The sequence below is a fragment of the uncultured Tepidimonas sp. genome (assembly GCF_938045175.1).
Classification (GTDB): Bacteria; Pseudomonadota; Gammaproteobacteria; order Burkholderiales; family Burkholderiaceae_C; genus Tepidimonas.
Genome location: NZ_CALIND010000121.1, coordinates 1 through 14,480, shown reverse-complemented (window position 1 = coordinate 14,480; position 14,480 = coordinate 1). Strand labels below are relative to the sequence as shown.

At 67.4% G+C, this 14,480-nt stretch carries 12 protein-coding genes and 2 pseudogenes; 9 read left to right on the top strand and 5 right to left on the bottom strand.

The window, feature by feature from the left end; all coding sequences use genetic code 11:
- Both Q0716_RS06330 and Q0716_RS06325 read left to right on the top strand, forming a co-directional pair.
- Positions 1–244: pseudogene (locus tag Q0716_RS06330) on the top strand (dihydrolipoyl dehydrogenase); the annotation flags it as partial.
- Between the two features lie 119 nt (positions 245–363).
- Complete coding sequence (locus tag Q0716_RS06325; RefSeq protein WP_299020965.1) at positions 364–1,002, top strand: c-type cytochrome; 639 nt, start codon at positions 364–366, stop codon at positions 1,000–1,002.
- Between the two features lie 3 nt (positions 1,003–1,005).
- Here the strand turns inward: Q0716_RS06325 and fabI are convergent, their stop codons facing one another.
- A complete protein-coding gene (gene fabI, locus Q0716_RS06320) occupies positions 1,006–1,806 on the bottom strand; it encodes an enoyl-ACP reductase FabI (RefSeq protein ID WP_299020963.1) in 801 nt (266 codons plus the stop codon).
- A 46-nt stretch (positions 1,807–1,852) separates the two neighbouring features.
- Here fabI and Q0716_RS06315 point away from each other — a divergent pair, with 46 nt between their 5' ends.
- The 7 genes from Q0716_RS06315 to Q0716_RS06285 all read left to right on the top strand — a co-directional run bounded on the left by Q0716_RS06315 (position 1,853) and on the right by Q0716_RS06285 (position 11,055).
- Positions 1,853–3,757: an extracellular solute-binding protein gene (locus Q0716_RS06315; protein ID WP_299020961.1), complete on the top strand. Its 1,905-nt coding sequence runs from the start codon at positions 1,853–1,855 to the stop codon at positions 3,755–3,757.
- A 16-nt stretch (positions 3,758–3,773) separates the two neighbouring features.
- Positions 3,774–4,802, top strand: a complete 1,029-nt coding sequence (locus Q0716_RS06310; RefSeq protein ID WP_299020959.1) for an ABC transporter permease subunit — start codon at positions 3,774–3,776, stop codon at positions 4,800–4,802.
- The gene (locus Q0716_RS06305; protein ID WP_299020955.1) at positions 4,786–5,844 is read left to right on the top strand and encodes an ABC transporter permease; all 1,059 of its coding nucleotides are present in this window, start codon (positions 4,786–4,788) and stop codon (positions 5,842–5,844) included. The genes Q0716_RS06310 and Q0716_RS06305 overlap by 17 nt, the downstream gene beginning before the upstream one ends.
- Entirely contained in the window at positions 5,844–7,499 is a 1,656-nt protein-coding gene (locus Q0716_RS06300; RefSeq protein ID WP_299020953.1) for a dipeptide ABC transporter ATP-binding protein, read from the top strand. The genes Q0716_RS06305 and Q0716_RS06300 overlap by 1 nt, the downstream gene beginning before the upstream one ends.
- A 68-nt stretch (positions 7,500–7,567) precedes the next feature.
- Entirely contained in the window at positions 7,568–8,362 is a 795-nt protein-coding gene (locus Q0716_RS06295; RefSeq protein WP_299020951.1) for a DUF2189 domain-containing protein, read from the top strand.
- A 7-nt stretch (positions 8,363–8,369) separates the two neighbouring features.
- The gene (locus tag Q0716_RS06290; protein WP_299020941.1) at positions 8,370–8,591 is read left to right on the top strand and encodes a DUF2788 domain-containing protein; all 222 of its coding nucleotides are present in this window, start codon (positions 8,370–8,372) and stop codon (positions 8,589–8,591) included.
- Between the two features lie 37 nt (positions 8,592–8,628).
- Positions 8,629–11,055, top strand: a complete 2,427-nt coding sequence (locus Q0716_RS06285; protein WP_299020938.1) for a type II/IV secretion system protein — start codon at positions 8,629–8,631, stop codon at positions 11,053–11,055.
- A 27-nt stretch (positions 11,056–11,082) separates the two neighbouring features.
- Here the strand turns inward: Q0716_RS06285 and Q0716_RS06280 are convergent, their stop codons facing one another.
- From Q0716_RS06280 to Q0716_RS06265, 4 genes and pseudogenes are all read right to left on the bottom strand, one after another.
- On the bottom strand, positions 11,083–12,342 hold the full coding sequence (locus tag Q0716_RS06280) for an acyl-CoA dehydrogenase family protein (protein WP_299020934.1): 1,260 nt from the start codon (positions 12,340–12,342) through the stop codon (positions 11,083–11,085).
- Positions 12,343–12,376: 34 nt separating this feature from the next.
- Positions 12,377–13,456, bottom strand: coding sequence for a phosphotransferase family protein (locus Q0716_RS06275; protein WP_068609758.1), 1,080 nt, complete (start codon positions 13,454–13,456; stop codon positions 12,377–12,379).
- Between the two features lie 45 nt (positions 13,457–13,501).
- Entirely contained in the window at positions 13,502–14,248 is a 747-nt protein-coding gene (locus tag Q0716_RS06270; RefSeq protein WP_068609996.1) for a Crp/Fnr family transcriptional regulator, read from the bottom strand.
- Positions 14,249–14,323: 75 nt separating this feature from the next.
- Positions 14,324–14,480, bottom strand: a pseudogene (locus Q0716_RS06265) (enoyl-CoA hydratase); the annotation flags it as partial.

Here is a 14,480-nt window from a genome sequence, read left to right as displayed (position 1 = left end):
ACGCGACGAGGGTTTCACCAAGCTGTTGTTCGACGCCCAGACCCATTGCATCGTCGGTGGTGGCATCGTGGGTACCCACGCGGGCGACATGATCGGCGAGGTGGCGCTGGCCATCGAGATGGGGGCGGATGCGGTGGACATCGGCAAGACGATCCACCCGCACCCGACGCTGGGCGAGAGCATCGGCATGGCGGCCGAGGCCGCGCACGGCAGTTGTACCGACTTGCCGCCCGTGCGGCGCTGATACCCCTGCTGCGGGTCAGGGGCGTCTGCACGAGGCTTGATCGGCGTCAATAGGCGCGCCCCGTATCGCCCTACGATGGGTGCATTCGACCATTCGGATGCATCGATAGGAGGGTGAAAATGAAAGCCGTCGTGCGTGCGCGCCCTGGGCACGCCTTGTTTTCGTGGGCCTTGGTGGCCAGTGTCCTCGTCGCGCCCGTCGTCGCGCCGGCGCAGGGGGCGGATCCCCTAGCGCGTGGGGAGCGCGTCGCGCGCGAGCATTGCGCCGTTTGCCACGGGGCGTGTGGCCAGAGTGTGGCACCGAACTTTCCTCGGCTGGCGGGGCAAAACGCAGGCTATCTCATGACGCAACTGGAGGCGTTCGCGCGCGGGGAGCGCAAGGACCCCGCCATGGCGGAAAAGGTCAAGGGCCTCAGTGCCGAGGACCGCGAGGCCGTGGCCATGTACTACGCCAGCCAGAAGCCCGGCCATACGCCCAGCGGCGATACGCTGTTGCTGGCGGTGGGGCAGTTCATCTACGAGCGCGGCAATCGCCACTCGGGGCTGCCGCCGTGCGCCACTTGTCATGGCAAGCAGGCGGCGGGCAGTGTCGAACTGCCGCGCTTGGCGGGTCAGCATCCGCAGTACTTGATGCGCCAGGTGCAGGCGTTCAAGCAAGCCAACGGGTCGCGCGACAGCGCCATCATGCGCGTCATGTCGCACCGCCTGAGCGAACTGGAGCTGGAGGCGGTGGCCGCGTATCTGGGCAATCTGCAGTGACGATCAGTCCGCGTCGTCGGCGCCGAGGCCGCCCATGACGTGGCTGAAGCCCCCGTCCACATACACCACCTCGGCGCTGATGCCGGCGGCCAGGTCGCTCAGCAAGAAAGCGGCCGTATTGCCAACGTCGTCGATGGTGACGTTGCGGCGGATAGGGGCGTTTTGTTCCACCACGCCCAAAATCTTGCCGAAGCCCTTGATGCCGCTGGCGGCCAGCGTCTTGATCGGCCCGGCCGAGATGGCGTTGACCCGCCAGCCGCGGCGCTGGCTACCCAAGGATTCAGCCAAGTAGCGCACGCTGGCCTCCAGGCTGGCCTTGGCCAGACCCATGGTGTTGTAGGCGGGCACCATGCGCACCGCGCCCAGGTAGGTCAGCGTCAACAGGGCGGCGTGGTCGTTCAGGTAGGGGCGCGCCGCCTTGGCCATGGCGGGGAAGCTGTAGGCGCTGATCTCATGCGCGGTGCGGTAGCCCTCTCGGCTCAAACCCTCCAAAAAGTCGCCCGCGATCGCCTCCCGCGGCGCATAGCCGATGCTGTGCACGAAGCCGTCGAACGTGGGCCAGTGCTGCGACAGATCGGCAAAGAGGCGCTCGATCTGCGCGTCGTCCGAGACGTCGCATTCGAACACCAGCCGCGAGCCGAACTCGGCGGCAAATTCGGTGATGCGGTCTTTGAAGCGCTCGCCCACGTAGCTGAACGCCAGCTCGGCCCCCTGCGCGCGGCAGGCGCGCGCGATGCCGTAGGCGATCGAGCGGTTGGACAGCACGCCGGTGATCAACAGTTTTTTGCCGGCCAGAAAACCCATCGTCGATGCTCCTCGTGAGTGGAAAAAAATCCGGCAGAATTGTCGCATGCACGACCTGCGACCGATTTCCGGCCCGCCTCGCCCGTGGACCCGCACATGCGCGGCGGGTCGTGGCGCGTTGGGGCGCGCGTTGGTCATCGTGGCTGTGCTGGGGTGGCTGGCCCCGCTGGCGTGGGCGGCGCACGGCTACGCGCTTTGGGGGCAGCTGAAGTATCCCCCGGGGTTTGCGCACTTCGACTATGTGAACCCCGACGCGCCCAAGGGGGGCGAGCTGCGCCTGGTGAGCAACCTGCGCACCTCCACCTTCGACAAGTACAACCCGTTCACGCTGCGCGGCAGCGCCCCGGCGTACTTGGCCGACCTGATGTTCGACACGCTGCTGGTGGGCGCGGCCGACGAGGTGGGCGCCGCCTACGGCCTGCTGGCCGAGGACGTGCAGGTGGCCCCCGACCGGCTGAGCGCGACCTTCCGCCTGCGGCGTGAAGCGCGCTTTCACGATGGCCGACCGGTGTTGGCCCACGACGTGCGCCACACCTTCGAGACCTTGATCGGCCCACACACGTCGCCGGCGTACAAAACCGTACTGGCCGACGTGGCCGGCGTCGATGTGATCGACGAGCGCACAGTGCGCTTTCGTTTCCGCCAGCCCAACCGCGAGCTGCCGCTGACGGTGGGCGCGCTGCCCATTTTCAGCCGCGAGTGGGGCAACACCATCGACCCCAAGACGGGCCAGCGCAAGACCTTCGACCAGGTGGTGATGGACATCCCCATCGGCAGCGGTCCGTACCGCATCGGCCCGGTCAAGTTCGGCAAGGACATCACCTATGTTCGCGACCCGAACTACTGGGCGCGCGACCTGCCGGTGCGGCGCGGCACCTTCAACTTCGACCGCGTCACCGTCAAGATCTACCGCGACAACACCGCGCGGCTGGAGGCGCTCAAGGCGGGTGAGTTCGACCTGATGCGGTTCTTCTCGGCCGGGGATTGGGCGCGGCGGGTCAAGGGCAAACGCTTCGACACGGGTGAGCTGGTCAAGGGGGAGTTCGAACACCGCCTGCCCACAGGATTTCAGAGCTACGTGCTCAACACGCGGCGAGCGCCGTTGGACGACATCCGGGTGCGGCAGGCGCTGGGGTTGGCGTTGGACTTCGAGTGGATGAACCAGCGGCTGTTCTACGGCAGCTACCGGCGGGTGCGCGGCCTCTTTGGCAACACGGCCTGTGCCGCGCAGGGCGAGCCCGACGCCGCGCAGCGGGCACTGCTGGCGCCGTGGCGTGCCCACATCCCGCCCGAGGTGTTTGGCCCCATGGCCGAGCCGCCGCGCACCGACGGCCCGGCGGGTTTGCGCGACAACCTCAAACGCGCCCAAGCGTTGCTGCGTGAGGCCGGCTGGACGTACCGCGACGGCGCGCTGCGCAATGCGCAAGGGCAGCCGCTGGTGCTGGAATACCTGGACAGCAACGAGGCGGGCGCGCGCGTGGTCACGCCTTGGGCGCGCAACCTGGCGCGCATCGGGGTCGAGCTGCGTTTTCGTCCGGTGGATTTCGCGTTGTACCAACAGCGGCTGCGCACCTTCGACTTCGACATCATCAGCCTCGCGTTCCAGGGCACGCACAGCCCGGGGGCGGAGTACGCCGACCTGTTTGGCAGCGTGGCGGCGCGCACCGAGGATTCGGGCAATTTCAGCGGCCTGGCCAACCCGGCGGTGGACGATCTGATCGCGCGCATGGTGCGGGCGCAGTCCGAGCCCGATTTTCTGGCCGCGTGCCGGGCGCTGGAGCGCGTGATCGCGCACAGTCACGTGCTGATTCCGCAGTGGTCCGCGCCCACGCATCGGCTGGCCTACAACGCCTGGCGACTGGCGCGCCCCGACCAGATGCCCCCGTATGCCAGCGGCGAGGGTTGGGCGATCGAAACCTGGTGGGCTCAACCCGGCGCAGCGCCGCGCTGACTCGAAGGGGCGAACCATGTGGGCCTATATCCTCAAACGCCTGTTGCTGATGATCCCGACGCTGTTTGGGGTGCTGCTCGTGACGTTCGTGGTGATCCAGTTCGTGCCTGGCGGGCCGGTCGACCAGTACCTGGCCGAAGCCCGCGCCGGCCTGGGGCACGGTGCGGAAGGGGGCGGGGCGGCCTACCGGGGCGCGCAAGGGGTGGATCCCAAGCGGCTGGAGCAGATCAAGGCGCTCTATGGCTTCGACAAGCCCGCCCACGAGCGCTTCTGGCAGATGCTGCAGCAGTTTGCCCGCTTCGACTTGGGCGCCAGTTTTTTCCAGAACAAGCCGGTGGCACAGCTCATCTGGGAGAAGCTGCCGGTGTCGATGAGCCTGGGGCTGTGGACGTTCGTGATCAGCTACGCGGTGGCGGTCCCGCTGGGTGTGGCCAAGGCGGTGCGGGCGGGCACCCGGTTCGACATCGTGACCTCGATCATCATTCTGGTGGCGTACGCCATTCCGGGCTTCGTGCTCGGGGTGGCGTTGCTGGTGGTCTTTGGCGGCCAGTTGCAGTGGTTTCCTCTGCGCGGTTTGGTCAGCGACAACTGGGATGAACTGTCGTGGGGCGCGCGCATCGTGGACTATTTGTGGCACATCACGCTGCCGGTGTTGTCGATGGTGCTGGGCAGCTTTGCGGTCACGGCCATGCTGACCAAAAACGCGTTTCTGGAGGAAATCCGCAAGCAGTACGTGCTGGTGGCGCGCGCCAAGGGCCTGAGCGAGCGCCAGGTGCTGTGGAAGCACGTGCTGCGCAACGCCCTCATCCCGATCGTTACGGGCTTTCCGGCCGCTTTCATCGGCGCGTTTTTTACCGGCAGCCTGCTCATCGAGACGCTCTTTTCTCTGGATGGCCTGGGGCTGCTGAGCTATGAGAGCGTGATCCGGCGCGACTATCCCGTGGTGATGGGCACGCTCTATCTGTTTACGCTCATCGGCCTGGTGACCAAGCTCATCAGCGACCTGTGCTACGTGTGGGTGGACCCCCGTGTCAAATTCGATTGACGCCCCCCAATCGGCGACGCCCAGTCCCAGCCCGGCGCGGCGGGCATGGCGGCGTTTTGCGCGCAACCGGCTCGGGTTCTGGAGCCTGGTGCTATTCGTCACCCTGGTGGGGCTGAGCCTGCTGGCCGAGGTGTTGTCCAACGACCGGCCGCTGCTGGTGCGCTACGAGGGGCGGCTGTATGTACCGCTGCTGCACGACTATCCCGAGACGACCTTCGGCGGCGACTTCGAGACCCCCACCGACTACCTCGATCCCTTCATCCGCGAGCGTCTCTCGGCGGGCGACAACTGGGCCATCTATCCGCTCAACCCCTATGGCCCGCGTACGCTCAACTACTACGCCCCCGATCCGCACCCGTCGCCGCCGAGCGCGACCAACTGGCTGGGTACGGACGACCGCGGGCGCGACTTGCTGGCGCAGCTGATCTACGGCTTTCGGGTGAGCGTGCTGTTCGCACTGGCGTTGACGGCGATCGGTGTGGTGCTGGGGGTGTTGGCCGGGGCGGTGCAGGGGTATTTCGGCGGGCGCATCGACCTGACGCTGCAGCGTTTGATCGAAATCTGGGGCTCCATGCCCGAGCTGTACCTGCTGATCATCTTCAGTGCGGTGTTTGCGCCCAGCGTGGCGTTGTTGCTGATTTTGTTGAGCCTCTTTGGCTGGATGGGGCTGGCCGACTATGTGCGGGCGGAGTTTTTGCGCAACCGCCAACTCGACTATGTGCGCGCGGCCCGCGCCATGGGCCTGGGTCACGGCGCCATCATCTGGCGCCACGTGCTGCCCAATAGCCTGACGCCGGTGGTGACGTTCTTGCCGTTTCGCATGAGCGCGGCGATTCTCGCGCTGACGTCGCTGGATTTTTTGGGGCTGGGCGTCCCACCGGGCACCCCCAGCTTGGGCGAACTGCTGGCGCAGGGCAAGAACAACATCGACGCCTGGTGGATTTCGCTGTCCACGTTCGGCGTGTTGGTGCTGACCTTGACGCTATTGACGTTCATGGGCGATGCGCTGCGCGACGCACTCGATCCCCGCAAGGCCGACTGATGGACCATCGTACCGTCCCTTTGTTGACCGTGCGCGATCTGCGCATCGCCTTCGGTGGCCAGCCCGTGGTGCACGGCATCGATTTCGACGTCGCCGCGGGGGAGAAGGTGGCGCTGGTGGGCGAGTCGGGTTCGGGCAAGACGGTCTCGGCGCTGAGCCTACTGCGCTTGTTGCCCGACGCGCAGGTCGCGGGGGAGGTGCGCTTCGATGGGCAGTCGCTGCTTGCCTTACCCGAGCGCGCCTTGCGTGCCCTGCGAGGTGATGCGGTGGCCTACGTTTTTCAGGAGCCGATGACGGCGCTCAACCCGCTGTACCCGGTGGGGGAGCAAATCGCCGAGGTGCTACGGCTCAAGCGCGCGCTGTCGCCGCGCGAGGCGTGGGCGCGTGCGGTGGCGGCGCTGGAACAGGTCGGCATCGATGAGGCGGCGCGCCGTGCGCAGCAGTACCCTCACCAGCTCAGCGGCGGCCAGCGGCAGCGCGCGATGATCGCGATGGCGCTGGCGGGCGAGCCGCGACTGTTGATCGCCGACGAGCCAACGACGGCGCTGGACGCCAGCCTACGCTTGCAAGTGCTGGCGCTGCTGGGCGATTTGCAGCGCCGGCTGGGTCTGGCGGTGCTGCTCATCACGCACGACTTGCACCTGGTGCGGCGCTTCGCCGACCGCGTGGTGGTGATGGAGCGCGGCCACGTGGTCGAGACGGGGCCGGTGGCGCAGGTGTTTGCGGCGCCGACGCACCCGTATACGCAGCGCTTGCTGGCCAGCCGCCCGCGGCGCGACGCGGCGCTGTTGGCGGCGGCACCCGCGGACGCTGGTCCGCCCTGTCTCGAGCTGGAAAACGTCAGTGTGCGCTACCCCGTGCCGCGGCCCGGCTGGCGCGGGTGGTTTCGCGCCGGGCAGTTCGTGGCCGTGCGCGACGTCAGCGCCCGTCTGGCCCCGGGTCGCACGCTCGGGGTCGTGGGGGAGTCCGGTTCGGGCAAGTCCACGCTGGCGCTGGCGGCGCTGGGGCTGCTGCCCGCCGACGGCCAGTTGCGCGTCATGGGGCAGTCGTGGACCGGCGGCAGGGTCGATCGTCCCTTGCGCCGCCAGGTACAGGTGGTGTTTCAGGATCCCTATTCGTCGTTGTCACCGCGCTTGACCGTGGGGCAAATCGTCGAAGAAGGGCTGCGGGTGCACGAGCCGCGCCTGCTTCCCGCCGAGCGGCGCGCGCGCGTGGTGGCGGTGTTGCAAGAGGTGGGGCTGCTGCCCTCGGGGGTGACGGTGGGCGAGGCCGAGGCCTGGTTGCAGCGCTACCCGCACGAGTTTTCGGGAGGGCAGCGCCAGCGCATCGCGATCGCGCGCGCACTCATCGTGCAGCCGCGTCTGCTGGTCCTCGATGAGCCCACGAGCGCGCTCGACGTCACGGTGCAGCAGCAGGTGCTCGCGCTGCTGCTGCGCCTGCAGCGCGAGCGCGCCTTGTCGTATCTGCTCATCACGCACGACGTGGACGTGGTGTGGGCCATGGCGCACGAGGTGCTGGTCATGCGCCGCGGCCAGGTGGTGGAATCGGGGCCGGCCGAGCAGGTGTTGCGCGCACCGCGTGACCCCTACACCCGCGAGTTGTTGGCCAGCGCCGCGTCCGTGGACGATGCGGCCGATCGCGGCCACCGTGGATAATCGGGTGTGCTGCTGGAGCGGGTATCCCGCCCGCGCCGTGTTTTGCCCGTCCAGATAGAGGGTTTCCCATGACGACGATGTCGCCTCCGTCGCCCGCTGCTGCCGGCGATCCGCCCCCGGACATTGGCCCGAGCGCGCCGCTGCGCTGGTTGCGCCTGGGCCTGCGCGATTATTGGACCAATCCACTGCCCGGCGTCCTGCATGGCGGCATGATGGCGTTGTTCGGCCTCATTGTGTGGGTGGCCCTGCGTGACCATTTTTGGTTGCTGGCCGGGGCGTTTACCGGGTTTCTCATCATCGCGCCCGTGCTGGCGTCGGGCCTGTATGCGGTCAGTCGCTATTTGGAGCGTGGACAAAAGGTGTGTTGCGCCGAAGTGGTGGCGCTGTGGACGTCGGGCGACCGGCGATTGATGGGATTTGGTTTGCTGCTGGGACTGGCCGGTACCGGGTGGGTGCTGACGTCGGCGGCGCTCATCACCCTGTGGTCACCGGTGCCGATCACGCGGCCGGTGGACTTTCTGCGCCATGTGGTGCTGGCACCGGAGCTGGGTTTGTTCGAGGTCTGGCTGCTGCTGGGCGCGTGGCTGGCAGCGCCGGTGTTTGCCTCCAGCGTCATCGCGCTGCCGATGCTGGTCGATACCCCCAGTCCCTTGTGGCACGCGGTGGGCGAGAGTTGGCGTGCCGTGGGCAGCCGCCCCGTCGTCATGGCCATCTGGGCCCTGTGCATCGTGGCACTGGTGGGGCTGGGCATGGCGCTGGCGATGGTCGGATTGGTGTTGACGGTGCCCGTCATCGCGTACGCCAGTTGGCACGCGTATCGGGATTTTCAGCGCGCCGGGCTGGTCCGGCCGCTCGCGGGATGATGGCGCGATGGATGGAACCCTGTTTGGCTACAGCGAGGCGCAGGTGGCGCAGTTCGGTCTCACCTTTGGCGTGGGCGCGTTCATTCTTTACATGCTGTTCATCGTCCTGAACCTGGCGCGCGAATCCAAGGCCGGCAAGTTCGGCACCTTCGTGCTGTTTTTGGTGCTGTCCTTGGGAATTCTGGGATTTGTGGCCAAGAACGTGATTCAGTGGGTTTTGGGGCTGTAGCACGCCAATTGACCCCGTCAACGGTAAAGCAGTGATCATGACGACGCACCGACAGTTTGTGATTCCCGGTCGCGCGGGGGATGAGGCGCATGTGGCCGGCGAGTCGCGTCTGCCGGCTTCGGTCGAGGGCTGGAATGGGCGGGTCGTCGACGGCGAGTTGGTCGATTTTCAGCCGGAGGCGGGCAACCTCAAGATCTTGCCGGCCGGTACTCGGCAGCCGTTGGCGTTGCGCTTCAACCAGGTCAAGCGCCTGCGCATGCCACCGCTCGACCCGAGCCGGGTGGTGCAGACGGCCTCCGTCCTGGGTGACGAGGCACTGCGACCGTTCGTGATCCAGTTGCGCGACGGATCGGTGTACTCCGGTCTGTGCCACGACTGTCGCCGCACTCCCGAGGGGCTGTGGATTTTTCCGCGCGTGGCGCGCGAGGGCGATCCGGAGCGCGTCTTCATTCCCAAGAACGGCATCAAGGCGTACGAGGTCCAGCGCAGTGACGGCGGGCTGGCCGCGGACAGTGGCTTTAGCGCGACGTTATTGGGCAGCGACGAAGAGCTCACACCCGAAGCGCTGGGACGGATCGAATCGTCCATGGTGACCACCCCCGAGGCGCTCAAAGCCGCGTTGGAGCGGCAGGCTACGCTCAAGCCGGTACCTATTGGCGAGGCGTTGCTAGGGTTGGGCAAGATCACGGCAGAGCAGCTGACGCTGGCGCTGGCGCGCCAACGGGCCCAGCCCGACCGTCCGCTGGGGCAGACGCTGATCGACATGGGCTTGATCCAGTCCGACGATCTGCAAACGGCGCTGGCGCGCAAGATGGGCTACCCGTTCGTGGATGTGCGCCACTACCCCGTCGATCCCGCCGCGCTGCGGCTGGTGCCAGTGACGCTGGCCACCCGCTTGCAGGTGCTGCCGATCGCGCTCATGGGATCGGCCATCGTGGTCGCCATGCCCGATCCGCTGCAGTTCAAGGCGATCGACGAGTTGGAGTTCACCGCCCAGCGCAAAGTGATTCCAGTGGTCAGCCCAGCCGCGGATCTGCGCGCGCGCATTGCCGAGGTGTACCGCGCGTTGGGCATGGCCAAGGATGGCGCACCGGCACCGGCGACGGAGGCGGCCGTCCCAGGCACGGGCCCGGTGGCCGACCAAGCGGCGTGGCAGCTGGCCGCAGAGTTGACCGACGAAGCCCAGGGCGACGGAACGGACGAACGCCCCCTCGAGCAGTCGGACAACACGCTGGTCAAGCTGGTCAACACCATGATCATCGAGGCTTTCCACCAGCGGGCATCGGACATCCACATCGAGCCCTACCCGGGGCGCGACAAGGTGGTCATCCGGTTTCGCGTGGACGGCGAGATGCGCCCGTACCTGGAGCTGCCTCCCAGCTATCGCCATGCGCTCATCGCCCGCATCAAGGTGATGTGCAATCTCGACATCTCTGAGCGGCGCAAGCCCCAGGACGGCAAGATCCATTTTCGCCGCTTTGGTGGGTTACCCATCGAGTTGCGCGTGGCCACCATCCCGACGGCGGGCGGCCTGGAGGATGTCGTGATGCGCATCCTCAACTCGTCCGTCCCGCTGCCGTTAGAGGGGCTGCATCTGAGCGCCCGCAACCTGGCGGCGATCGAGCAGATCCTGTCGCGTCCGTATGGGCTGTTTTTGTGTGTGGGCCCCACGGGGTCGGGCAAGACGACCACGCTGCACGCAGCGTTGCAGCGCCTCAATACGCCCAACCGCAAGATCTGGACCGCCGAGGATCCGGTCGAGATCACCCAGCGCGGGCTGCGCCAAATCCAGGTCAACCCCAAAATCGGCTGGACGTTCGCACAGGCCCTGCGCTCGCTGCTGCGCGCCGACCCCGACGTCATCATGGTGGGGGAAATCCGCGATGCCGAGACGGCAGAGATGGCCATCGAGGCATCGTTGACCGGCCACTTCGTGATGTCGACGTTGCACACCAACTCCGCGGCTGAGACCATTTTGCGCCTGCACGATCTGGGGGTCGATCCGTTTTCGTTCGCGGATTCGCTGCAGGGGGTGCTGGCACAGCGGTTGGTGCGGCGCCTGTGCCCGGCTTGTGTCGAGACCGAGCCCATGGCGCCGCCGCGGCTGCGCGAGTTGATTCGCGACTACCAAGCGCAGCTGCCGGCCGATCACCCCTGGCAGGATGACGACGTGCTGGAGCGCGAATGGCGTCAGCGCTTCAGCCGTGATGGGGGGCTGGTTCTGGGTCATGCGCCCGGCTGTACCGAATGCGGCCAGACGGGGTTTCGCGGGCGCTTGGCGGTGCATGAGTTGCTGGTGGCCAGCGCCGACATTCGGCAGTTGGTCCAGACCCGGGCCCGGCCGGCGGAGATCCAGGCGCAGGCCGTGCGGGAAGGCATGCGCACCCTGCGCCAAGACGGCATCGAGAAGGTACTCGCCGGGCTGACCACGCTGGCCGAAGTGCGCGCCAACAGCAACGTGTGACGGACGCCCGGCGGCGCCACCCCGCGTTCAGCAGCCGCGCGTGATGGGCAGCTCCACCTCAGGGGCGCGCACCATGTGCTTGGCCAACTCGAGCTTGGCAATCGCGTTGCGGTGCACTTCGTCCGGGCCGTCGGCCAGGCGCAGTGTGCGCTGGTGCGCATAGCTGCGCGCCAGCGGCGTGACCTGTGACACGCCAGCGCCGCCCCAGGCCTGGATCGCCCAATCGATGACTTGGCAAGCGACGTTCGGTGCCACGACCTTGATCATGGCGATTTCGGCCTTGGCGCCTTTGTTGCCGACGGTGTCCATCATGTACGCGGCCTTTAGCACCAGCAGTCGGGCCTGCTCGATCAGGCAGCGCGCTTCGGCGATGCGCTCGTGCCAGATGGTCTGGGCGGCGATCGGCTTGCCGAAGGCGACGCGCTGGTTCAGACGCTGGCACATGAGCTCGAGCGCGCGCTCGGCGGCGCCGATGGAGCGCATGCAGTGGTGGATGCGTCCTGGCCCCAGCCGACCTTGCGCGATCTCGAAGCCGCGTCCCTCGCCTAGCAGGATGTGATCGGCCGGTACGCGCACGTCGCGCAGCTCGATTTCCATGTGCCCGTGCGGCGCGTCGTCGTAGCCAAAGACGCTCAGCGCCCGCACCACGCGGATGCCCGGTGTGTCTGCCGGCACCACGATCATCGATTGCTGCTGGTGTCGGGGCGCGTCGGGGTTGGTCTTGCCCATGACGATATACACCGCGCAGCGCGGGTCACCCGCACCAGACGACCACCACTTGCGTCCGTTGATGACGTAGTACTCGCCGTCGCGTTCGATGCGGCACTGGATGTTGGTGGCGTCCGACGACGCCACGTCGGGTTCGGTCATCAGAAAAGCGGAGCGGATCTCGCCGCGCAGCAGCGGCTCGAGCCAGCGGTCCTTGAGCGCCTCGCTGGCGTAGCGCTCGAGCGTTTCCATGTTGCCCGTGTCCGGCGCGGAGCAGTTGAAGACTTCCGCCGCCCACGTGACGCGGCCCATGATCTCGCACAGTGGCGCGTATTCCAGGTTGCTCAGGCCCTCCGGCGCGCGCGGGGAGTTTGGCAGGAACAGGTTCCACAGGCCGGCGGCGCGTGCCTTGGGCTTGAGGTCCTCGATCAGGCGCGTGGGGACCCAGGCGTTGCCGGCGGCGCGGTTGGCCTCGACCTCCGCCTCGAACCGGTCCTCGTTGGGGTAGATGTGTTCGTCCATGAAGGCCATCAGGCGTTCGCGCAGGGCCTGGACGCGGGGGCTGTAGGCAAAGTCCATCGGGGTCTCCGGGGTCAGGTCAGGGGAGGGGAGGTCAGCGCGCCTGTTGCGCAAAGCGCCAGGCCAACTGGGCGAGGGGGCGGGCGCCGGCCGCGCTCTGGCGGGCCTGGGCGCTGGAGGCGATGCCCAGCTCCACCCGTTTGGCGATGCCTTGCAGGATGGCCGCCAGGCGGAAGGCGTTGTAGGCCAGGTAGAACGGCCAGTCGCGGCGCAGGGCCTCGGGGGTGGCAAAGCCGGTTTGCTCGCAGTAGCGCTCGATGTACTCGTCCTCGGACGGGATGCCCAGGGCCGCCCAGTCCAGCCCGGCGATGCCGCGGAAGGCGCCGGGTTCGATGTGCCAGGACATGCAGTGGTAGCTGAAGTCCGCCAGCGGATGGCCCAGCGTGGACAGCTCCCAGTCCAGCACCGCCACGATGCGCGGCGCCGTAGGGTGGAACATCAGGTTGTCCAGGCGGTAGTCGCCATGGACCACGCTGACCAGCCGTTCGTCGCGCGCCATGTCGGGCAGGTGGGCGGGCAGCCAGGCCATGAGCGCGTCCATCTCGGGGATGGGGTCGGTGATGGAGGCGGCATACTGCTTGCTCCAACGCGCGATCTGGCGCTCGAAATAGTTGCCGGGCTTGCCGTAGTCGGCCAGCCCCACGGCCTGCACGTCCACCCGGTGCAGGGCGGCGAGCACGCGGTTCATTTCCAGATAGTGCGCGCGGCGCTGCTCGGGGTCCATCCCGGGCAGCGACTGGTCCCACAGCACGCGGCCATCGACGTGCTCCATGACGTAGAAGGCGCGCCCGATGACGGACTCGTCCTCGCACAGCACATGCATGCGCGCCACGGGCACGTCGGTGGCGGCCAGGGCTTGCATGACGCGAAACTCGCGCTCGATGGCGTGTGCCGACGGCAGCAGCTTGGCCACCGGGCCGGGCTTGGCGCGCATGACGTACGCCCGCCCCGGGGTGACGAGGCGATAGGTCGGATTGGACTGCCCGCCGGGAAACTTTTCGATGGACAGCGGCCCGGCAAAGCCCGGCAGGTGCGCCGTCAGCCAGCGCTCCAGCGCGGCGACGTCCAGGGCGTGGCTGGCGGAGGTATCAGCGGGAGAGGGGGATTCGGGCATGGCAGGCAGGGGGGAAAGCCGACCCACCGGCCATGCGGCTGGGGGTCAGGGTTCGGATTCGACGATGCGCATGAGCTGGCCACGGTCGCGGATCACCAGGCCGCCCGGCTCGATGCGGATGGCGCCGTCGCGCTCCATGGCCTTGAGCTCCTGGTTGACGCGCTGGCGCGAGGCACCCAGCAACTGGGCCAGCTCTTCCTGCGCGAGTTGCAGGCCGATGCGCGTCTCCTGCCCGTTGGACAGGCACGGCACGCCGTAGGAGCGGCACAGATGCAGCAGCTGCTTGGCCAGCCGCGAGCGCAGGGGCAGGGTGTTCAGGTCCTCCACCAAGCCGAACAGCGTGCGGATGCGCCGCGCCTGCAGGCGCAGCAGCGCCTCGTACAGCTCCACATGCTGGTCCAGGATTTTTTGCAGATCGCTGCGCGCCACGCACAGCAAGGTCGTCGGACCGTGGGCGTAGGCATCGTGGGTGCGCGCGTCGCCGTCGAACATCGCGATGTCGCCAAACCACACGCCCGGCTCCACATAGGTCAGCGTGATCTGCTTGCCCGTGATGGAGGTGGAGCTGACGCGCACGGCCCCCTTGGCCACGGCGGTCCACAGCGCCGGCGGATCGCCGCGCGCGGCGATCAGATCGCCGTCCTGGTAGCGTTTGACGAAAGCGCATCGGAGGATGTCGTGCCGCAGCGATGGTGAAAGACTGGAAAACCAGCGACCTTGGTTGATCGCTTCCCGTTCTTCCATTGTCAGAATGGGCTCGTCGAAGGGCTGTCGTATGAGCGACTTGGACATCATGGGTTTGTCTCCTTGGTGACCCGCACCGGCCGGCGTGGCCCCAGGGCCCTGCCGGCGGCGCAGCCGGTCCACTCAGCGGTATTGGGCGGCGCGCTTGTCCAGGAAGGCACGAATGCCTTCGCCCGCGTTGGGGTGATGCAGATTGCGCACGAAATGGTCGCGCTCGTCGCGCAGTTGGGATGGGAGTGATTGGATGGGCGCATCGTTGGCCAGCGTTTTGATGCTGGCC